Annotated in this window: 18 protein-coding genes and 1 pseudogene; 8 read left to right on the top strand and 11 right to left on the bottom strand. The window is 60.9% G+C overall.

Features of this window, described 5'->3' with window-relative positions; genetic code table 11:
- The first annotated feature begins 21 nt into the window (after positions 1-21).
- From ACVWVP_RS18135 to ACVWVP_RS18115, 5 genes and pseudogenes are all read left to right on the top strand, one after another.
- Positions 22-2,586, top strand: coding sequence for a TonB-dependent receptor (locus ACVWVP_RS18135; RefSeq protein WP_178921717.1), 2,565 nt, complete (start codon positions 22-24; stop codon positions 2,584-2,586).
- Positions 2,587-2,721: 135 nt separating this feature from the next.
- Positions 2,722-3,330, top strand: coding sequence for a biliverdin-producing heme oxygenase (locus ACVWVP_RS18130; protein ID WP_457407502.1), 609 nt, complete (start codon positions 2,722-2,724; stop codon positions 3,328-3,330).
- A 156-nt stretch (positions 3,331-3,486) separates the two neighbouring features.
- Positions 3,487-3,888: a YbaN family protein gene (locus ACVWVP_RS18125; protein WP_176994357.1), complete on the top strand. Its 402-nt coding sequence runs from the start codon at positions 3,487-3,489 to the stop codon at positions 3,886-3,888.
- A gap of 85 nt (positions 3,889-3,973) precedes the next feature.
- Positions 3,974-5,308, top strand: a pseudogene (locus tag ACVWVP_RS18120) (PDC sensor domain-containing protein); the annotation flags it as partial.
- Positions 5,309-5,410: 102 nt separating this feature from the next.
- Positions 5,411-6,166, top strand: coding sequence for a methyl-accepting chemotaxis protein (locus ACVWVP_RS18115; RefSeq protein ID WP_372339914.1), 756 nt, complete (start codon positions 5,411-5,413; stop codon positions 6,164-6,166).
- Positions 6,167-6,286: 120 nt separating this feature from the next.
- Here ACVWVP_RS18115 and ACVWVP_RS18110 read toward each other — a convergent pair whose 3' ends face one another.
- Positions 6,287-6,850 carry an NAD(P)H nitroreductase gene (locus ACVWVP_RS18110; protein ID WP_178921711.1) on the bottom strand — a complete coding sequence of 188 codons (564 nt, stop codon included), beginning with the start codon at positions 6,848-6,850 and terminating at the stop codon, positions 6,287-6,289.
- A gap of 139 nt (positions 6,851-6,989) precedes the next feature.
- Between ACVWVP_RS18110 and ACVWVP_RS18105 the strand changes: the two genes are divergently transcribed.
- Genes ACVWVP_RS18105 through ACVWVP_RS18095 form a run of 3 tightly spaced genes read left to right on the top strand, consistent with a single transcriptional unit; the run spans position 6,990 to position 10,613 of the window.
- Complete coding sequence (locus ACVWVP_RS18105; protein WP_457407501.1) at positions 6,990-8,417, top strand: di-heme oxidoreductase family protein; 1,428 nt, start codon at positions 6,990-6,992, stop codon at positions 8,415-8,417.
- A gap of 31 nt (positions 8,418-8,448) precedes the next feature.
- Positions 8,449-9,513: an imelysin family protein gene (locus ACVWVP_RS18100; protein ID WP_176994361.1), complete on the top strand. Its 1,065-nt coding sequence runs from the start codon at positions 8,449-8,451 to the stop codon at positions 9,511-9,513.
- A gap of 2 nt (positions 9,514-9,515) precedes the next feature.
- Complete coding sequence (locus ACVWVP_RS18095) at positions 9,516-10,613, top strand: DUF1513 domain-containing protein (RefSeq protein ID WP_457407529.1); 1,098 nt, start codon at positions 9,516-9,518, stop codon at positions 10,611-10,613.
- A 69-nt stretch (positions 10,614-10,682) separates the two neighbouring features.
- Here the strand turns inward: ACVWVP_RS18095 and ACVWVP_RS18090 are convergent, their stop codons facing one another.
- From ACVWVP_RS18090 to ACVWVP_RS18045, 10 genes are all read right to left on the bottom strand, one after another.
- Positions 10,683-10,910, bottom strand: a complete 228-nt coding sequence (locus ACVWVP_RS18090) for a hypothetical protein (protein WP_178921707.1) — start codon at positions 10,908-10,910, stop codon at positions 10,683-10,685.
- Positions 10,907-11,626, bottom strand: a complete 720-nt coding sequence (locus ACVWVP_RS18085; RefSeq protein WP_457407498.1) for a lipopolysaccharide kinase InaA family protein — start codon at positions 11,624-11,626, stop codon at positions 10,907-10,909. Before ACVWVP_RS18085 ends, ACVWVP_RS18090 begins: the two co-directional genes overlap by 4 nt.
- 4 nt (positions 11,627-11,630) lie before the next feature.
- A complete protein-coding gene (locus tag ACVWVP_RS18080; RefSeq protein WP_178921705.1) occupies positions 11,631-12,311 on the bottom strand; it encodes a class I SAM-dependent methyltransferase in 681 nt (226 codons plus the stop codon).
- 189 nt (positions 12,312-12,500) lie between these two features.
- Positions 12,501-13,781: a sensor histidine kinase gene (locus ACVWVP_RS18075; RefSeq protein WP_178921704.1), complete on the bottom strand. Its 1,281-nt coding sequence runs from the start codon at positions 13,779-13,781 to the stop codon at positions 12,501-12,503.
- On the bottom strand, positions 13,771-14,454 hold the full coding sequence (gene colR / locus ACVWVP_RS18070) for a two-component system response regulator ColR (protein ID WP_003175870.1): 684 nt from the start codon (positions 14,452-14,454) through the stop codon (positions 13,771-13,773). Before colR ends, ACVWVP_RS18075 begins: the two co-directional genes overlap by 11 nt.
- Before the next feature lie 338 nt (positions 14,455-14,792).
- Entirely contained in the window at positions 14,793-16,439 is a 1,647-nt protein-coding gene (gene groL / locus ACVWVP_RS18065; RefSeq protein ID WP_178921703.1) for a chaperonin GroEL, read from the bottom strand.
- A 50-nt stretch (positions 16,440-16,489) separates the two neighbouring features.
- Entirely contained in the window at positions 16,490-16,786 is a 297-nt protein-coding gene (locus ACVWVP_RS18060; RefSeq protein WP_016975516.1) for a co-chaperone GroES, read from the bottom strand.
- A 247-nt stretch (positions 16,787-17,033) separates the two neighbouring features.
- A complete protein-coding gene (locus tag ACVWVP_RS18055) occupies positions 17,034-17,510 on the bottom strand; it encodes an FxsA family protein (protein ID WP_457407494.1) in 477 nt (158 codons plus the stop codon).
- Between the two features lie 66 nt (positions 17,511-17,576).
- The gene (locus tag ACVWVP_RS18050) at positions 17,577-18,308 is read right to left on the bottom strand and encodes a HugZ family pyridoxamine 5'-phosphate oxidase (RefSeq protein WP_457407492.1); all 732 of its coding nucleotides are present in this window, start codon (positions 18,306-18,308) and stop codon (positions 17,577-17,579) included.
- A gap of 107 nt (positions 18,309-18,415) precedes the next feature.
- Complete coding sequence (locus ACVWVP_RS18045; protein ID WP_176994370.1) at positions 18,416-19,423, bottom strand: DUF481 domain-containing protein; 1,008 nt, start codon at positions 19,421-19,423, stop codon at positions 18,416-18,418.
- Positions 19,424-19,556 lie beyond the last annotated feature (133 nt).

The raw sequence follows: 19,556 nt of genomic DNA, 5'->3' as shown, positions 1-19,556 counted from the left end.
CGTACCCCCGGAGCGCTCTCGATGTCCTCTTGTTTCAATCGCCGGTCTTCTTCGCCCGTCCTGTCCTTGCTGACCGCCGCCATCCTGCTGGCCGCAACGCCCGTGATGGCCGCCACGGCCACCGAACCGGCCGCGCGCAGCCACGGCAACTACAACTTCAGTATCGAACAACAGCCGCTGGTCTCGGCATTGAACGCATTCACCGCAGTGACCGGCTGGCAAGTCGGCCTGCCCGCCGAGCTGGGCCAGGGTGTGTCGTCCCCTGGCGTGCGCGGCCCGCTGTCGCCGGAAAAGGCCCTGGATCGCTTGTTGGTGGGGACCAACCTGAGCTACCGCAAACTGGGCAACAACAACATCGTGCTGGAAAAGCGTGCCGCCGGCAGCGCCCTCAACCTGCAGCAGGTGACCATCAGTGCCACCCGTACCGAGCAGGACGTGAGCAGCGTGCCCAGCACCGTCACCGTGCATGATCGCCAGGACCTGGACCGCGACAACGTGAACACCATTCGCGAACTGGTGCGCTACGAGCCCAACATCTCGGTCGGCGGTGCCGGTACCCGCGCCAGCAATGCGGGCTACAACATTCGCGGCATCGACGGTGACCGCATCCTCACCCAGGTCGACGGCGTCGAAGTGCCGGACAACTTCTTCAACGGCCCCTACGCAAAGACCCGTCGCAACTATGTCGACCCGGAAATCGTCAAGCGTGTGGAAATCCTGCGCGGCCCGGCCTCGGCCCTGTACGGCAGCAGCGCCATCGGCGGCGCCGTCAGCTATTTCACCCTCGACCCGGATGACATCATCAAGCCCGGCCAGGACTACGGCGCCCGCCTGAAAACCGGCTACAGCTCGGCCGACGACAGCTGGCTGACGTCCGGCACCGTCGCCGGTCGCGTGCAGGACTTCGACGGCTTGCTGCACCTGAGCCAGCGCAACGGTCATGAAATGGAATCCTATGACGGCAACAACGCCACCGGCCTGGCCCGCACTGGCGCCAACCCGGAGGATGCGCGCACCACCAACGTGCTGGCCAAACTGGGTTGGAACTACGGGGACGACAACCGCCTGGGCCTGACCTACGAGAAGTTCAAGGATGACCGCGACGTCAACCTGAAAAACGCCGTGGGCGGCCCGTTCACCGGCGGTCGCGGCTTCAACTTCTATCGTGCGCGTTCAGGTAACGACACCATCACCCGCGAACGTTTCGCCATTGAAAACCGCTTTGCCCTCGACTCGCCGATTGCCGATCACATCAAGACCAGCCTCAACTACCAGATCGCCAAGACCGACCAGACCACCGCCGAGATCTACCAACCCTCGCGCCGCGTATTGCGCACCCGCGAAACCCTGTATGAAGAAAAACAGTGGGTGTTCGACGCGCAGTTGGACAAGGCCTTCAGCATCGGCGAAACCGATCACCAGGTGACCTACGGCACCACCCTGAAACAACAAAAAGTCACCGGTTCCCGCGAAGGCGGCGCGACCTGCCTGGCCGTCGGCGGCGGTTGCACGGCGATTGGCGCACCGAGCCCACAGGCCAGCGACAGCGTGAAAAAGGCCAGCGACTTCCCGGACCCGACCATCAACACCTATTCTCTGTTCGCCCAAGACCAGATCACCTGGAACAAATGGACCTTCCTGCCGGCCGTGCGTTACGACTACACCCAGCTCAAGCCCAAGCTGACCGAAGAGTTCCTCAACACCGTTGACCCAACGCGGATCTACGACCATAGCGATGCCGACAAAACCTGGCACCGGGTCACACCCAAGTTCGGCCTGACCTACGCGCTGACCGACCATTACACCTGGTTCGGCCAATACGCCGAAGGGTTCCGCACACCCTCGGCGAAAGCGCTGTACGGCCGTTTCGAAAACCTGAACCAGGGCTACACCGTCGAGCCCAACCCGAACCTCAAGCCGGAAACCAGCAAAGGCATTGAAACCGGGATTCGCGGCAACTTCGACGAAGGTTCGTTCGACATCGCCGTGTTCTACAACAAATACCGCGATTTCATCGACGAAGACGCCTCCGTCGCCGGCGGCACCGTGCAGCAGTTCGAAGCCAACAACATCAAGCACGCCACCATCAAGGGCATCGAAGCCAAGGGCCGCCTGAACCTTGATGCGTTCGGCGCACCACAAGGCCTCTACACCCAGGGTTCGGTCGGCTACACCTATGGCCGCAACGACGACAACGGCGAGCCGCTCAACAGCGTCAACCCGCTCAAAGGCGTGTTCGGCCTGGGCTACGACCAGGACAACTACGGCGGTCTGCTGAGCTGGACCCTGGTGAAAAAGCAGAACCGTGTGGACAGCACTACCTTCCACGCCCCCGATGGCAGCACCAGCGCGCCCTTCAAGACGCCGGGCTTCGGCGTTCTCGACCTGACCGCCTTCTACAAAGTCACAGACGACGTGACCATCAACGGTGGCGTCTACAACCTGACCGACAAGAAGTACTGGAACTGGGATGACGTGCGCAGCTACGACAGTGTCGGTGAAGCTGGCGTGACCGCACCCGCCAACCTTGACCGCCTGACCCAGCCGGGCCGCAACTTCGCGATCAACCTGATCTGGGACATCTGATAACACCCGCCTCACCCCGCCGGAATTTCACCGGCGGGGTGAGGATTTTTTACTGTGCCGCGTCTTCTTGTTCGTCTAGTTGATAACAGCTCTCTTTAGAGCCACAAGGCGCTACTCTTCTCAAGGACTTTCCCAATGACCGCTTCCCCTACCGCAGAACGCCCAAGCCTGCGCTCCCAGCGCCTGAACCAGATCACCAACGAGCCACACACCAAGCTCGACGCCCTGGTCAAGGCGCACGCGCCATTTGAAACCCAGGCCAACTTCGCCCGCTTCGTGGTGGCCCAGTACCTGTTCCAATCAGAACTCGTAGCCCTGTACAACGACGCCGAACTCATCAAAATTGTCCCGGACCTTGCCGCACGCTGCCGCGCCGAAGCCGCCAAACTGGACCTGGGCGACCTGGATACCGACGTACCGGCCCCCGTTGCCGGCGCGGTTAAAAACCCGAGCAAAGCCGAAGCCCTGGGCTGGTTGTTTGTGTCCGAAGGCTCCAAGCTGGGCGCTGCGTTCCTGATCAAGCGCGCCGTGGGTCTGGGCCTGAGCGAAACCTTCGGCGCCCGCCACCTTGGCGAACCGGCCGGTGGCCGTGCTGAAGGCTGGAAGCGCTTCACCCGCACCCTCGATGGCCTGGAGTTCAGTGCCGAAGAAGAAGCGGCCGTGGAAAAAGGTGCAATCGACGCCTTCGTGCGCTTCACCGTGCTGCTGGAACAGGCGTACGCTAGCACCCCTGAACTCGCCTGATCTTTGGCTGAAATGTGATAACCCTGTGGGAGCGGGCTTGCTCGCGAATGCGGTGGATCAGACAAAAATGCATTGGCTGACACACCGCATTCGCGAGCAAGCCCGCTCCCACATTTAGATCTCATTTCAAATAGATTTTCTGTGATACCCCCACATATGACCGGCAAAACCCAATCCACCTCGAAAATCGCGCAGATCCTCTTCGGCCTGCTGGCCTACGTCAGCCTGGGCATCGGGTTGGTGGCGATTGTCATCCCGGGTTTGCCCACCACCGAATTCATCCTGCTCGCTGCCTGGGCCGCTACCAAAAGCTCGCCGCGCCTGAGCGCCTGGCTGGAAAACCACCGGCTGTTCGGGCCGATCCTGTTCAACTGGCGCAACGGCAAGATCATTGCGCGCCGCGCCAAAATCAGCGCCACCATCAGCATGTTGGTCTGCGCCGTCTTGATGCTGGTGATGCTCGAACACGGCTGGCCGGTGTACCTGGCCATTGCCGGGATGAGCCTGGGTAACCTGTGGATCTGGTCCCGTCCGGAACGCCTTGCAGCCCCCGTATAACGCTGCCTGTAGCCTTTTGCCTACCGCTCATCGCCTGCTTCTCATGAAACCTCCCGCTACGCCGATGTTCCGGACATAGCGCCGAATGGATTTGGCTCGCCCTGCTTGCATTCCAACAAGTCCATACGCGAGTGAACCTATGTTCGATACCCTCTCAATCCGCTTGAAAATCGTGTTGCTGTCCGGCCTTTGCCTTTTGGGCGTGATCACACTGGTGGTGGGTGTCGACTTGTACGAGGCCGACCAGAACAACCAACTGGTCAGTGATTCCAGCTCGCGGATGCTCACCCACAGCGTGCAGGACCTGTTGCAAGCCAAGGCCGCCGAACAGGCGGTGCAGTTGCAGAAAACCTTCGGTGAAAACCTGATCGTCGTCACCGCCCTGGCGGACCAGATCAAGGGCTTGCGCATCACCGCCGCCAAGCGCGGGCTTGAAGCCGGCGCCCTGCGTGAAGAACTCAACCAGAGCCTCAAGACCACGTTCGAGCGCAACAGCAAGGTGCTCGGCATCTGGTTGTCCTTCGAACCCAATGGCCTGGATGGCAAGGACAGCGAATTCATTGACGACAAGGCACGCGTTTCCAACGAAAAAGGCCGTTTCTCCAGCTACTGGAGCCGTGCCGGTGGCGACGGCCTGAACACCATCATGGTCGAGGACGACCTGACCAAGACCACCCCCAACCTCAGCGGCACGCCCTACAACATCTGGTACACCTGCCCACGGGACACCCGCAATGTCTGCCTGCTGGACCCTTACGCCGACGAAGTGGCCGGCAAGTCGATGCTGATGACCACCATCGCCCTGCCCTTGCTGGTGGACGGCAAAGTGATTGGCGTGGTGGGGATCGATATCGCCCTCAACACCCTGCAAGCGGTGACGGACGCCGCGCAAAAACAACTGTTCGACGGTGCGGCGCACCTGGAGATCTTGTCCAGCACCGGCTTGATCGCGGCGTACAGTGGCCAGCCGGACAAAGTCGGCAAGAACCTGATCGACACCATCGGCGCCGAAGGCAAGGAAATCGTGCAGTTGCTGGCCAGTGACACCCAGATGATCCGTGAACAGGACGACACCATCCGCGCCGTGTACCCGGTCAAGCCGATTGCCGACGCTAAAGCCTGGGGCATCGTGATCAAGCTGCCCAAGAGCGTGATGCTGGCCGATACCGTCAAGTTGCAAGGGGTACTCAACAAAGCCCAGGCAACCTCCACCTTCAAGGCGTTGGTGGTGGGCGCTGCCGCGGCCCTGCTCGGCCTGCTGCTGATCTGGCTGACCGCAACCGGCGTCACCCGCCCGATCAACAACGTGGCGGCCATGCTCAAGAACATCGCCAGCGGCGAAGGCAACCTCACCCAGCGCCTGGCCTACGCCAAGAAGGATGAACTGGGCGAACTGGCCAACTGGTTCAACCGTTTCCTCGACAAGCTGCAACCGACCATCGCGCAGATCAAGCAAAGCATCACCGAGGCGCGCGGTACCGCCGACCAGTCTTCGGCCATCGCACGCCAGACCAGCGAAGGCATGCAGGTGCAGTTCCGCGAAATCGACCAAGTGGCCACCGCGTCCAACGAGATGAGCGCCACCGCCCACGACGTGGCCAACAGCGCATCCAATGCCGCCAGTGCGGCGCGAGGGGCTGACCAGTCGGCACGTGAAGGCATGTCGATCATTGAGCAGAGCACACGTGACATCACCACCCTGGCCGAAGAAGTCAGCAAGGCGGTGAGCGAAGTTGAAGCCCTGGCCGTGAACAGCGAGCAGATCGGTTCGGTGCTGGAAGTGATCCGCAGCATCGCCGAGCAGACCAACCTGTTGGCGCTGAATGCCGCCATCGAAGCCGCACGCGCCGGGGAAAGCGGCCGGGGGTTTGCAGTGGTGGCCGACGAAGTGCGCAACCTGGCCAAGCGTACCCAAGACTCCGTGGAGGAGATCCGCCTGGTGATCGAACGCATCCAGACCGGCACCCGAGGGGTGGTGGCAACCATGCACTCCAGCCAGAGCCAGGCGCAAAGCAATGCCGGGCAGATCCATCAAGCGGTGCAGGCCCTGGGCAAGATCAGCGATGCGGTGACGGTGATCAGCGACATGAACCTGCAGATCGCCAGCGCCGCCGAGCAACAGAGCGCCGTGGCCGAAGAGGTCAACCGCAACGTCTCGGCGATCCGCACCGTCACCGAAACCCTCACCGGCCAGGCCACCGAGTCGGCGGCCATCAGCAGCCAGCTCAATGCCTTGGCGACTCAGCAGATGGCGCTGATGGACCAGTTCAAGGTCTGACCGCTTACGCCAACCCCACGCTAAACCCTGTGGGAGCCGGGCTTGCCCGCGATGACGGTGGGTCAGCAATGACTCTATTGGCTGACACACCGCTATCGCCAGCAAGCCGGCTCCTACGGATTAACGCCCGGGCCAGGCCTGGACGAACGCTGCTACGTCTTCTTTGGCCGCCGTACGTGGCGGGTTCTGCGGCGTGCCCAGGTACAGGAAGCCAATCACTTCCTCATCCGCCGTCAGCCCCAAGCCTTTGGCGACGTGGGCCGAGTAGGACAATTCACCGGTGCGCCACACCGCACCGATGCCCTGGGCGTACGCGGCCAGCAGGATGCCGTGGGCTGCACAGGCGGCGGCCAGCAGCTGCTCGGACTTGGGCACCTTGAAGTGCTCCTGCAACCGGGCAATCACCACCACTACCAGCGGCGCACGCAACGGGCCGTTCTGGGCCTTGTCGATCACCGCCTGCGGTGCGTCGGCGTCTTGCAGACGGGCGGCCTCGGCCAGCAACGTCCCCATCTGCTCGCGGGCGGCGCCTTCTACCGTGAGGAAACGCCAAGGGCGCAGTTGGCCGTGGTCAGGCGCGCGCATGGCGGCGGCGAACAGCACGTCGCGCTGCTCCTGGGTCGGCGCCGGCTCCAGCAAACGCGGCACGGAAACACGGTTGAGCAAAGCGTCGAGAGCCTGCATTGGCCACCTCCAGAGAAAAATGTGCGGCCATTCTAGCGGGATTGAATCGGATTGGACCAAACGATAATTGCTCTTATTCAATCCGCCCCGCCCTGTTAGACTTTGCGACCTTATTTTCAGCCGCCGTTCAGGAAACTCGATGTTCCGTTCGCTTTTTCGCCTGTCCGCAGCATTGATGGCCTTGAGCCTCACGGCCTGCGATGACGCCCCTCGCTTCACCAAGGCCGAGCCGGGTGAATCGCGCAGCGGTGGCGCCACGACGGTGAATAAGCGCGACCAGAACGCGTTTTCCCTGCCCTCGGCCAACCTGCCCCCTACCCGCCGCCTCGACTTCAGCGTCGGCAATAGCTTCTTTCGCAGCCCGTGGGTGATCGCGCCGTCCACCACCACTGCGCGGGACGGCCTGGGCCCGTTGTTCAACACCAATGCCTGCCAGAACTGCCATATCAAGGACGGCCGTGGCCATCCGCCGCTGCCCGACGCGCCCAACGCGGTGTCGATGCTGGTGCGCCTGTCGATCCCGGGCACGCCGGCCTATGCCAAGGTCATCGAACAGATCGGCGTGGTCCCCGAGCCGGTCTACGGCGGGCAACTGCAGGACATGGCCGTACCCGGCGTGGCACCGGAAGGCAAAGTGCGGGTGGACTACACACCGGTCAACGTCAGGTTCAAGGACGGTACGGTGGTCGAGTTGCGCAAGCCGAACCTGCAAATCACCGGGCTCGGCTACGGCCCGATGCATCCAGACACACTTTTTTCCGCGCGGATCGCGCCGCCCATGATCGGCCTGGGGCTGCTGGAAGCCATCAGCGACGCCGACATCCTGCGCAATACCAACCCGAAAACCGCCGACAAGGAAGCCCTCGTCGGCCGCGCCAACTGGGTGTGGGACGACGCCCAGCACACCACCGTCCTCGGGCGTTTTGGCTGGAAAGCCGGGCAGCCAAACCTCAATCAACAAAATGTTCACGCGTTCTCTGGTGATATGGGCCTCACCACGTCCCTGAGACCCTTTGATGACTGCACCGATGCACAAGTCGCCTGCAAACAGGCGCCCAACGGCAATGGCCCGGATGGCGAACCGGAAGTCAGCGACAACATCCTGCGCCTGGTGCTGTTCTACACGCGCAACCTCGCCGTACCCGCACGCCGAGGCGTCAACACGCCACAGGTGCTGGCCGGCAAGAACCTGTTTTACCAGGCAGGCTGCCAGGGTTGTCACACGCCGACGTTCACCACGGCCGCGACTGCCGCCGAGCCCGAGTTGGCCAATCAGGTGATCCACCCCTACAGCGACCTGTTGTTGCACGACATGGGCGAAGGCCTGGCCGACAACCGCAGCGAATTCAAGGCCGGTGGCCGAGATTGGCGCACCACGCCGCTGTGGGGTATTGGCCTGACGCAAACCGTGAGTGGCCACACCCAGTTTTTGCATGACGGTCGCGCGCGCAACCTGCTCGAAGCCGTGCTGTGGCATGGCGGTGAAGCCCACGCGGCGCAGCAGCATGTGCTGACGTTTAATGCCGAGCAGCGCGCTGCGTTGCTGGCGTTCTTGAATTCCTTATAAGCGTTGCCCCAATTACAGAAGGGAGCTCTACATGTTCCGTCCCAAGTTGTTGTTCACCAGCCTGGCCGCCCTCGCACTGGGCGCCTGCTCGCCACAAGACCCGCAGGCCGTGACCTCGGCGGCCATCGCCAAGCAAGTGATCCTGCCGACCTACAGCCGCTGGGTCGAAGCCGACCGTCAACTGGCCGTCAGCGCCCTCGCCTACTGCCAGGGCAAGGAAAGCCTGGAAACCGCCCGTGCCGACTTCCTGCATGCACAAAAGGCCTGGGCCGAGCTGCAACCGCTGTTGATCGGCCCGCTGGCCGAAGGCAACCGTTCGTGGCAGGTGCAGTTCTGGCCGGACAAGAAAAACCTGGTCGGTCGCCAGGTTGAACAGCTGGTCACCGCCCAGCCACAGATCGATGGCGCTGCGCTGGCCAAATCCAGCGTCGTGGTACAAGGCCTGTCGGCCTACGAATACATCCTCTACGACGCCAAGACCGACGTCGCCGACGAAGCCCAGAAGGCCCGTTACTGCCCGCTGCTGGTGGCCATTGGCGAGCGCCAGAAAGCCCTGGCCGAGGAGATTTTGGCCAGCTGGAACAGCACCGACGGCATGCTGGCGCAGATGACCAAGTTTCCGAACCAGCGCTACGCCGATTCCCACGAAGCCATTGCCGATCTGCTGCGTGTCCAGGTAACCGCGCTGGACACTCTGAAGAAAAAACTCGGCACGCCGATGGGCCGCCAGACCAAGGGCATCCCGCAGCCGTTCCAGGCAGATGCCTGGCGCAGCGAGTCGTCCCTGCAAAGCCTCGAAGCCAGCCTGGCCGCCGCCCAGACCGTGTGGGTCGGTGTCGACAACAAGGGCCTGCGTGGCCTGTTGCCGTCGGACCAGAAGCCGTTGGCCGACAAGATCGACGCCGCTTACGCCGCGTCCCTCAAGCTGTTCGCCAGCAACCAGCGCACCCTCAACGAATTGCTGGCCGACGATGCCGGGCGCCAGCAACTCAACGACCTCTACGACAGCCTCAACGTCGTCCACCGCCTGCACGAAGGCGAGCTGGCCAAGGCGCTGGGCATTCAACTGGGCTTTAACGCCAACGACGGTGACTGATGATGCTCAGGCGACAGGCTTTGGCCGTTGGCAGCGTGCTGCTCAGTGCAATCACATTGGGTGGCTGGACGCTGTTTAAAAGCAAAGACAAGGGCCCGCTGCTGTTGTCGGCGCGCGATGATGCGGACGGCAAGCACTATGCCGTGGGTTACCGCCTGGACGGCAAGCCAGTGTTTGCCACCCAGGTCGGCCAGCGCTGCCACGACATCATCAACCATCCGACGCTGCCGATTGCGCTGTTTGTCGCCCGTCGCCCGGGCACCGAGAGTTACTTGATCGACCTGCGTGATGGCACGCTGCTGCAAACCATCACCTCCAAGGCCAACCGCCACTTCTATGGCCACGCGGTCATCCACAAGAGCGGCGACTGGCTGTACGCCACCGAAAACGACACGTCCGACCCCGGCCGTGGCCTACTCGGTGTGTACAGGTTCGAAGGTGAGCGCCTGGTGCACACGGGTGAGCTCTCCACCCATGGCATAGGCCCGCACCAAGTGTCCTGGATGCCCGACGGCGAAACTCTGGTGGTAGCCAACGGCGGTATTCGCACCGAAGCCGAAAGCCGGGTGGAGATGAACCTCAACGCCATGGAGCCGAGCCTGGTGCTGATGCACCGCGACGGGACGCTGATCAGCAAGGAAACCCTCGGCCAGCAGATGAACAGCGTGCGGCATATGGGGATCGCCAGCGATGGCACCATCCTCACTGGGCAGCAGTTCATGGGGCCGTCCCAGGAGCGTTCCGAGCTGCTGGCGATCAAGCGTCCAGGGCAACCGTTCGTGGCGTTCCCGGTGGCTGATGAGCAATTGCAGGCCATGGGGCACTACACCGCAAGCGTTGCGGTACACAGTGAGCTGCGCCTGGTAGCGCTGACCGCACCGCGAGGCAATCGCTTCTTTATCTGGGACATGGACAGCGGCGAATTGCGTCTGGATGGGCCGCTGCCTGATTGTGCCGGCGTGGGTGCGGTGGCCGATGGGTTTGTCGTCACCTCAGGCCAGGGGCGCTGCCGTTTCTACGACTGCCGCCAGAAACAGCTGGTGGCCAAACCACTGGAGCTGCCGGCCGGGCTTTGGGACAACCACCTGCACCTGGTCTGACGCCCGGTTATTCAAGGCAAAAAAAAGGGCCTCGCATCGCAAGGCCCTTCTCCGGGGGTTTGAATGGTTTCAACTCTGCGGCCTCATGCCTTGTGACATCCCGAACATGAACAGCAACAGCTCATGATCGGGCTTGACCGCCACACTGGCCTTGGCGACGCGTGGCAACAGGCATTGCCCGCCACCTTGCACCGCATGCAACACCTGTGTGCGAGGCTGCTCCCACGCCGCCAGAGCGAGGGCTGCAACGCCCAACGCCCCGACCAGGAACAAACCTCGTGCTATTTCTAGCTTCATCTGGTTAAACCCTTGATAGCGCTGCCAAACGCCGTCTCGTAAAAGTAGCTGAGTTTTTCCCAGTCGGTACTGCTCCACGACGAATGGCGGCGCAGTTGCAGCATGTCATGGGAAGCCGCCCGATAAGCGGTCAAGCGCTGGCGGCATTTCTCGAAGTCCAGCAGCGCCACTTCCACATTGGCCGAGTCACCATCGCCCGTTACCCGCACAAAGATATGCTTGATGTAGAGGCAACCGTGCTGCCAACGGCCCTTGTGCATGCGCGCCAGGGTGCCCGCCAACTCCTTGAGCATCCGTTCATGCACCTGTTCGCCGTACTGTTCACGGCCACCGGCGGCATACCAGTTTTCGATTTCGTCGAAGCCGTCCAGGGACGCGGTCACCAACAGGGCTTTCCATTGATGCTCAGGGTCGCGACGCGCCTCACAGAACACCAGCTCCGGCACCCGCACATCCAGCAAACGCAGACCCTTGAGGGCATCACGTTCGCGCAGGACGGTCGGGCGTCCAAACGGATGCAACAAGCTGCGGTAGATATGCCCGGTCTGGCGCTTGCTGTAGAGCAAGCGGCCATTGGGGCTGATCACCCGTTGCACACCACTTTCACCGCCGCGCCGACGGTTGGGCTCTTCCACCCACTCGCCTTGCTGGCGCCAGAAAAAATCGAATCGTTCTTCGGGAGCTACATGACTGCCTACTGCGCACTCAACTGCCATCCTGTTACCTCTTACGCAAGACATACACTCGCCACATGGCATAGAGCGGTATGAAGTCCAGAGACTCCTGAACACGGAAACCGGCTTGCTCAAACTCTGCCTCAACAGTAGCAGCCGGTAACACAAACCGGTTTTGGTAACCTTCCTGCTCACCTTTCTTACGACGTTTGACTTCGGCGCGCTTGCGTTTCCAAGCCTTGAAGTTGCCATCCACCCACAGCGAAATGATCACGCTGTCGCGGGTGACCCGCTGAAACTCCCGCAGTATCGACAGCCGGTGCGCCGGATCACCAATGTGGTGCATCAAGCGCATGCAGAAAATGCTGTCGACCGAGTTATCGGGCAGATCGATATCAAAGGCAGATGTCTGCAAGGGCCGTACCCGTTTCACCACATCGGCGGGTTGGGCCGCGGTCGCCACCTTCAGCATCGACGCCGAATTGTCGGCCCCGATGATCACACGGTTGGGCTTCTCGGCCAGCAGCGGCCAGAAACGCCCCGCTCCGCACGGCAGGTCCAGCACCAGGCCGGGCTCACCGGCCATGGCCAGTGCACCGCGCGCCAATTGCTCGTCGCGTTTGTGGGACAACCGGCGAGCCAGATTGTCCTGATGCTTGAGCAAATATTTCTGGGCGTGCTGATCGTCGTACTTTTCAGAAAATTCAAGCTTGGTCGGGGTAGACATCAACGGATCTCCAGTTGCTGATGCCTACAACCTTAAGCAGCGAACTGTGATCAACAGGTCAACCCGTTGTGAAAAACTTGTCCTGTCCAATCCCATACATTTCAAGACTTTACAGATACAAGCAGTGGCATGGGGCCATCTTCGCCGAAAAGGAGGGGATCTGCCGCAGGATAGCGGCAGGGAGGGGGCTCAGGGTTTGACCTGGCTCAACTGGACGTGAAAGCGGCAGCCGTTGGGCTCCATGGTACTGAGGCTGACGCTCCAGCCCTGGTTCTCGCAGATGCGTTGCACCAGGGAAAGCCCGAGGCCCAGGCCGTCACCGCGCTTCTCATTGCCCCGTACAAACGGCTCGAACATCGCTTCGCGCTTGTCTTCGGGGATGCCCACGCCAGAGTCTTCCACCACAAAACCACTGGGTTCCAGGGTCAAGCGGATAAACCCTTGCTCGGTGTAGTGCAAGGCATTGCGCAGCAGGTTGCCCATGACCGCATGCAGGAACGTCGTGTTATAGCGTGTATCCAGCGGCTGGCCAGGCTGGTAGATCAGCTCCAGTCCCTTGCGCTCGATGGGTTCACGCCAGATGCCAAGCAGGTCGTCCGCCACCTGGGAGAGGCTGACCTGAGGCGACATGGCGCCATTATCGTGCTGGGCACGGGCGAGCATCAGGAAGGTCTGCACCAGTTCGCGCATTTCCTCACACGCCCGGGCAATCCGCTCGACCTGGTTGCGACCGCGCTGGTCGATGGCCGGGTTTTCCAACAGCAATTCGCAGGAGCTGGCCAGCACCATCAAGGGCGTGCGCAACTCGTGGCTCACATCGCTGGTAAACATCTGCTCGCGGTTCAGCGCCTGGCGCAATCGGCCCAGGGTGGCGTCGAAGGCCACGGCCAACTCGCCCACTTCGTCAGCCGCATAATCAGGCGCCAAGGGCGGTGCCAGGCCCAGCAGTTGGTCACGATGGCGAACCTGGCGGGCCAGGCGTACCACCGGCGCCATCACCTTGCGCGCCAACACCCAGCCGAGGAACACCGCCAGTGCCAGGCTGAGCACAAAACCTACCAGCACCACGGCGAACAGCACGCGCTCACGTTCTTCAAAATCACTCTGATCCTGCAGCAGCACGTAGCGCCGGCCGTCGACCACTTCCACCATGGCGTGGTACGACAGCGCCTCGCGAAACACTTCGTGAAAACCCGGCTCCAGGTGCCGCAGGTCCTTGGGCAGCTCGAAATCACCGCGCCCACCGCTGAAGTAAAACAGCTGGTCCGGCTCAGGCCGGTGGCTCCAGTCCTCGACACTGTCCATCAGCAGCAGGCGTTGCAAATCACCGCCCAAACCGGCTGAGATGAGCTTTTCTTCCACCAAATGCACGGTGGCGACAATGCCCATGGCGAAGGCTCCCGCCACCAGTGCGCTCATCAACGCAAAGGCGATGATGATCCGCTGGGCAAGGCTTTGTTTAAACTCCATCACGACCCTCGGCCAGGCGATAACCCACGCCGTGCACCGTTTGCAGCAACGGCTTGGCGAACGGTTTATCGATCACTTGGCGCAATTGGTGAACGTGGCTGCGCAAGCTGTCGCTGTCCGGGCAGTCATCCCCCCACAACGCTTCTTCGAGAATTTCCCGGCGCAGCACATGCGGGCTCTTTTGCATCAACACCGCCAGCAACTTCAGGCCGACCGGGTTGAGCTTGAGCAGGCGCCCTTCGCGGGTGACTTCCAACGTATCAAGGTCGTAGCTCAGGTCGCCGACTTGCAGGGCACGTCGCCCGCCACCCTGGGCACGGCGCAAGACGGCTTCGATGCGGGCCGCCAGTTCCGACAGGGCGAACGGTTTGAGCAGGTAGTCATCGGCGCCGGACTTGAAGCCCTGCAGCCGGTCATCCAGTTGGTCGCGAGCGGTGAGCATGATCACCGGTGTGTCGCGGCGTGCGTCTTCGCGCAGGCGTTTGCACAGGGTGTAGCCATCAATACCTGGCAACATGATGTCGAGCACGATCAAGTCGTAGTGTTCGGTGGCAGCCAGGTGCAAGCCCGACAAACCGTCCTGCGCGCAGTCCACGGTATAGCCTTTTAGCCCCAGGTAATCCGCCAGATTGGCCAGAATATCGCGGTTGTCTTCAACCAATAAAATTCGCATGGGCAGTGTCTCCGTACGCGGTAACGGCCGTGTTGGCTCGCGCAGCTTAAGGCCAAGTGTGGCTCAGGGATAGACCTGGAAGGCCCGTCGATTAAGGTTTTCAACCGATATTTCAGTTGAACGAGATTTTCACTATAGCTTCACAGTTTAACGACAGCGCTGAAGCGAAAATTTTGGATCGATGGAACATTTTTATCGACAGGCAGACCGCTTTCGCGGGCAAGCCCGCTCCCACCTGTGGAGGGTGGGCACCTTCAGAACCGTTAACGTACGCCCAATAAAAAGCCCCGCCTGCATCACTGCAGGCGGGGCTTTTTCAGTACGGGGGTAAGGCTGGCTTACATCATGCCGCCCATGCCACCCATGCCGCCCATGTCTGGCATGCCGCCGCCAGCTGCGCCTTCAGCCTTCGGCTTGTCAGCGATTGCAGCTTCGGTGGTCAGAACCAGGCCACCAATGGAGGATGCGGCTTGCAGCGCGGAACGAGTCACCTTGGTAGGGTCCAGGATGCCCATTTCGATCATGTCGCCGTAGACGCCAGTTGCAGCGTTGTAACCGTAGTTACCTTTGCCGTTCTTGACTTCGTTGACCACCACGCTTGGCTCGTCGCCGGAGTTGGCAGCGATCTGGCGCAGTGGAGCTTCAACGGCACGACGCAGAACAGCGATACCCACGTCCTGATCGGCGTTGTCGCCTTTCAGACCAGTCAGGGCTTCCAGAGCACGGATCAGCGCTACGCCACCGCCAGGTACCACGCCTTCTTCAACGGCAGCACGGGTTGCGTGCAGGGCGTCTTCAACGCGGGCTTTCTTCTCTTTCATTTCAACTTCGGAACCCGCGCCCACCTTGATCACTGCAACGCCGCCGGACAGCTTGGCCAGACGCTCTTGCAGTTTTTCACGGTCGTAGTCGGACGAAGTCTCGGCAACCTGGGCACGGATCTGAGTGATGCGAGCCTGGATGTCCTGCTCAACGCCAGCACCGTCAACGATGATGGTGTTTTCTTTGGAGATGGTCACGCGCTTGGCGCTGCCCAGGTTTTCCAGGGTGGCGCTTTCCAGGCTCAGGCCGATCTCTTCGGAGATAACGGTACCGCCGGTCAGAACGGCGATGTCCTGCAGCATGGCCTTGCGACGGTCGCCGAAGCCTGGAGCCTTCACGGCTGCGACTTTAACGATGCCACGCATGTTGTTCACAACCAGGGTCGCCAGGGCTTCGCCTTCAACGTCTTCGGAAACGATCAGCAGCGGACGGCCGGCTTTGGCAACGGCTTCCAGCACTGGCAGCATTTCGCGGATGTTGGAGATCTTTTTGTCGACCAGCAGGATCAGCGGGCTGTCCAGCTCGGCAACCATGGTGTCTGGCTTGTTGACGAAGTACGGGGACAGGTAGCCACGGTCGAACTGCATGCCTTCTACAACCGACAGTTCGTTTTCCAGGCCAGTGCCTTCTTCAACAGTGATCACGCCTTCTTTGCCGACTTTTTCCATGGCTTCGGCAATGATGTCGCCGATGGAGCCGTCGGAGTTGGCGGAGATGGTGCCTACCTGAGCGATAGCCTTGGTGTCAGCGCATGGCTTGGACAGGTTTTTCAGCTCGGCAACAATGGCGATGGTCGCCTTGTCGATGCCGCGCTTCAGGTCCATCGGGTTCATGCCGGCAGCGACGGCTTTGTAGCCTTCGTTAACGATAGCCTGAGCCAGAACGGTAGCGGTGGTAGTACCGTCACCAGCGTCATCGTTGGCACGGGAGGCAACGTCTTTGACCAGCTGCGCGCCCATGTTTTCGAAACGGTCTTCCAGTTCGATTTCTTTGGCTACGGAAACGCCGTCCTTGGTGATGGTCGGAGCGCCGAAGCTCTTCTCGATGATCACGTTACGGCCTTTCGGGCCCAGGGTCGCTTTTACAGCGTCAGCCAGGACGTTGACACCAACGAGCATTTTCTTGCGGGCGGAATCGCCGAATTTAACTTCTTTAGCAGCCATGATCGATAATCCTTAAATTCTTTGGAGTAACGGGAAAGTGAGCGGAAAAATCACGCTTCCAGAACGGCGAGAATCTCGTTCTCGGCCATGACCAGCAGGTCTTCGCCGTCGACTTTCACAGTGTTGCTGCCGGAGTAAGGGCCGAATACAACCTTGTCACCGACTTTAACGGCCAGAGCACGCACTTCACCGTTTTCCAGGGTTTTGCCTGGACCAGCAGCGACGATCACACCGTGGTTGGCTTTTTCAGCAGCCGAACCTGGCAGAACGATACCGCCAGCGGTTTTCTTTTCTTCTTCGCTGCGACGGATTACGACGCGGTCGTGCAGAGGACGAAGCTTGCTCATTGTCGATCTCTCCTAATTGTGTTTTTCATCGGCCGGTGTCAGTACCGGCGGGTTGTAATCCGGCTGTGCCGGTCGCGGTTCGCCAAGCGAAACGCGGAAGTCTGTCTGGCGTTGCCACCAGAAACCTTGCGGTGACCGATACATAAGGGCGCATAAGCTTATTACAAGGGGCCTCGGCGGATTTTTTTTGCACTCGCCGGGCGGTAAAAGCAACACGGCACCCGAAGGTGCCGTGCTGGTTAAGCGGTTACTTGGTGTCGCGGTGTTCGAATTCGCCCTCAATCACGTCGCCTTCACGCTCCAAAGGCTGGCGCGGGACTGGGCCGCCACGGGATTGCAGGTCGTCGGCGAACGCTCGCTGACGGATCGCAGCCTCTTCGGCACGCTGGCGCATCTTGCCCGCCAGCAGCTTGCGGGTGAACGGCAGCAACATGACCAGGCCGACCACATCGCTGATAAAGCCCGGCAGGATCAGCAAGCCACCGGCCAGGGCCATCATCAGGCCTTCAAGCATGGTCTGGGCGGGCAGTTCGCCACGGTTCAGGCTTTCACGGGCACGCAGAGCCGTGGCCAGGCCGGCGACGCGCAGCACCAGAACGCCGAGCATCGAGCCGAGAATGATCAGCAACAGGGCGGGGAAAAACCCGATCGCGCTGCTGACTTGAACGAAGACGAACAGCTCCAACACCGGGAACAGCAGAAAGAGCAACAAAAAAGGGCGCATCAAATGGTTCCTCAACGCAAGAATGCCTTGCCAGTCCACCTTAGATGACGTCGCCGTTTCGTGAATTCAAGCACTGGCCGCTGCTTTTTTCGGCCAGACCTCGGCGTGAGCCAAGGAAACCAAGGCTTCGCGCACTTGTGTCGGGGTGTTGCAAGACTCCGCAAAGGGCAACCAATATAAGGATTGGCCTATACGCAGGTGCATGCCTTCACTGTCGATGCCCGACAATTGAGCTGGCTCGGAGGTCGGCAAACCGGTGAGGTCGACGTAATGGGCGATGGCCTTGGTGTGATCGCTGTTCATGTGCTCGATCATGCTGCGCTCGGCCTTGCCTGCGAACGGGTTGGCGAGCGTCAGTTCATCGACCCAGTGAATCGCGCCAAACCCGCCGATATAACGGTGACGTACCGGCTTGAGTACCCAGAAGTCGAAGTCATGGGCCTTATGGTAGTTGGCCGAATCGGGAAAATAGCGGTAATAACGCTCGGCGGCCGCCTCGATGGCTGCGGCGTCTTCCAGCTTTTCGGCTTCGGCCAGGTAGGTCAGGCGCCCTACCGCTTGCACATCATCGGCCTCGCGCTCACCCACCAGCAACGAGCACTTGGGGTCTTTCTGCAGGTTATGGGTGTGCTGGGCGATGCGGCTGATCAGGATCAGCGGGCGGCCTTGATCGTCGAGGCAATACGGCACTACCGAGCCGAAGGGAAAGCCAGGCATGGCTTTGGACAGTGTGGCGAGCGCCCCACGGTATTCCTTGAGCAACAGCTCTCGGGCGTTCTTGGCAACCTGTGTGCTCAACGTATGACTCCTCGGGGTATTCAGCCGCCCATGGCATATGGGAATGGATCTCAACCACAAGGTAATCAATATCGGCAAAGGTTGCCAAGCAGGTTTTGTAAGGCTGTTTACCAGGCCACGCCGAACCCTGCGGTGTAGCGCGTCTTGCTCAGGCTGCTGTCCGAATCGCCGCTGATGATGTCGCGCTCGGCCTTGAGGTTGAGCGAGGCCCACTCGGTGACTTTGTAGCGCAGGCCCATTTCCGCATCCAGGGAGTAATCCACCGGTCCGTCGATCGGCCGGCCCAATTCACCGTTGGTAAAGAACTCGACCGTCTTGCCCACCAGGTAGCGGTTGTAGTTCCACTTCATGGCCACGGAGTAGAAGTTGTCCTTACCGCCGTCGGAATATTCGTAATCGGTGCGGTTGACCAGCGAACCCAACGAGAACGCGCCCAGCTCATCGTCCCAGAACTGGTAGCCCGGGCCGGTGCCGACGGTGCGCTGGCGGGACAGGTCTTCCACCTTGTCACGCTTGTAGGTCAGGCGGCCCTGCCAGAACCAGTGCTCAGTCAGGAAGCGGTCCAGGTCGTACTCCAGGGCCCAGTTGTCGGTGGTGGTGACGTCGTCCTGGAACTCGCGGTTGTACTCGCCCTGCCCGGTGTGGCGCCATTGGCCGTGGCGGGCGGTGGTCTTGAAGTCGATGTCGTAGTCGTTGGTGTCTTTTTCTGCGCGCTTGTAGTCCAGCGCCAGGTCGACGTTGCCTTTCCACACCAGGTCTTCGATCACAGGCTTGGGCTTGATGATCTGCTGGATGCTTGCCAATTCGACGGTCTTGGGCGCTTCGCCATTGGCCAGGACTACTTTGCCGTCGTCCGCGGCTTTGAGCGACTTGGCCTTCTCGCCCGTGTAGGCATCCTGCTTGACCAGCAATTCCTGATCGCTCTCCAGGGTTTTCACCTGCTTCCAATCCACCGGGATAGCCCCTGCGTAATCGGTCTGGATCAGCAGCTTGCCACCGTCGAAGACCTTGATCTTGCCGGTCAGGCGGTCACCGTTCTTCAACCAGACGGTGTCGGCCAACAAAGGCGTGGAGGCGCTGAAAACAGCGAGGCACAGCAGGGTTCTGGACAACATAAGCAGGTTCGGGGCTCAAGTTTGACAAAAAAGGCGGCATTATCGTGTTAGATAACGCCTTAGCAAGGACTGACTCAGGGATTTGGGTTGAGTTCATTGTTCATCGCGATATTTACAGACGTTTCTGACAAAG

The sequence above is a fragment of the Pseudomonas sp. TE24901 genome (assembly GCF_054058375.1).
This window is presented reverse-complemented; position numbering and strand designations above follow the sequence as displayed.

Bases quoted from the DNA above. Each gene is read 5' to 3' on its own strand.
- ACVWVP_RS18095 (WP_457407529.1), top strand. From the start codon at position 9,516: ATGCTCAGGCGACAGGCTTTGGCCGTTGGCAGCGTGCTGCTCAGTGCA.
- ACVWVP_RS18135 (WP_178921717.1), top strand. From the start codon at position 22: ATGTCCTCTTGTTTCAATCGCCGGTCTTCTTCGCCCGTCCTGTCCTTG.
- colR (WP_003175870.1), bottom strand. From the start codon at position 14,454: ATGCGAATTTTATTGGTTGAAGACAACCGCGATATTCTGGCCAATCTG.
- ACVWVP_RS18075 (WP_178921704.1), bottom strand. From the start codon at position 13,781: ATGGAGTTTAAACAAAGCCTTGCCCAGCGGATCATCATCGCCTTTGCG.
- ACVWVP_RS18060 (WP_016975516.1), bottom strand. From the start codon at position 16,786: ATGAGCAAGCTTCGTCCTCTGCACGACCGCGTCGTAATCCGTCGCAGC.
- ACVWVP_RS18090 (WP_178921707.1), bottom strand. From the start codon at position 10,910: ATGAAGCTAGAAATAGCACGAGGTTTGTTCCTGGTCGGGGCGTTGGGC.
- ACVWVP_RS18080 (WP_178921705.1), bottom strand. From the start codon at position 12,311: ATGTCTACCCCGACCAAGCTTGAATTTTCTGAAAAGTACGACGATCAG.
- ACVWVP_RS18105 (WP_457407501.1), top strand. From the start codon at position 6,990: ATGTTCCGTTCGCTTTTTCGCCTGTCCGCAGCATTGATGGCCTTGAGC.
- ACVWVP_RS18045 (WP_176994370.1), bottom strand. From the start codon at position 19,423: ATGTTGTCCAGAACCCTGCTGTGCCTCGCTGTTTTCAGCGCCTCCACG.
- ACVWVP_RS18055 (WP_457407494.1), bottom strand. From the start codon at position 17,510: ATGCGCCCTTTTTTGTTGCTCTTTCTGCTGTTCCCGGTGTTGGAGCTG.
- groL (WP_178921703.1), bottom strand. From the start codon at position 16,439: ATGGCTGCTAAAGAAGTTAAATTCGGCGATTCCGCCCGCAAGAAAATG.
- ACVWVP_RS18110 (WP_178921711.1), bottom strand. From the start codon at position 6,850: ATGCAGGCTCTCGACGCTTTGCTCAACCGTGTTTCCGTGCCGCGTTTG.
- ACVWVP_RS18130 (WP_457407502.1), top strand. From the start codon at position 2,722: ATGACCGCTTCCCCTACCGCAGAACGCCCAAGCCTGCGCTCCCAGCGC.
- ACVWVP_RS18100 (WP_176994361.1), top strand. From the start codon at position 8,449: ATGTTCCGTCCCAAGTTGTTGTTCACCAGCCTGGCCGCCCTCGCACTG.
- ACVWVP_RS18085 (WP_457407498.1), bottom strand. From the start codon at position 11,626: ATGGCAGTTGAGTGCGCAGTAGGCAGTCATGTAGCTCCCGAAGAACGA.
- ACVWVP_RS18125 (WP_176994357.1), top strand. From the start codon at position 3,487: ATGACCGGCAAAACCCAATCCACCTCGAAAATCGCGCAGATCCTCTTC.
- ACVWVP_RS18115 (WP_372339914.1), top strand. From the start codon at position 5,411: ATGCAGGTGCAGTTCCGCGAAATCGACCAAGTGGCCACCGCGTCCAAC.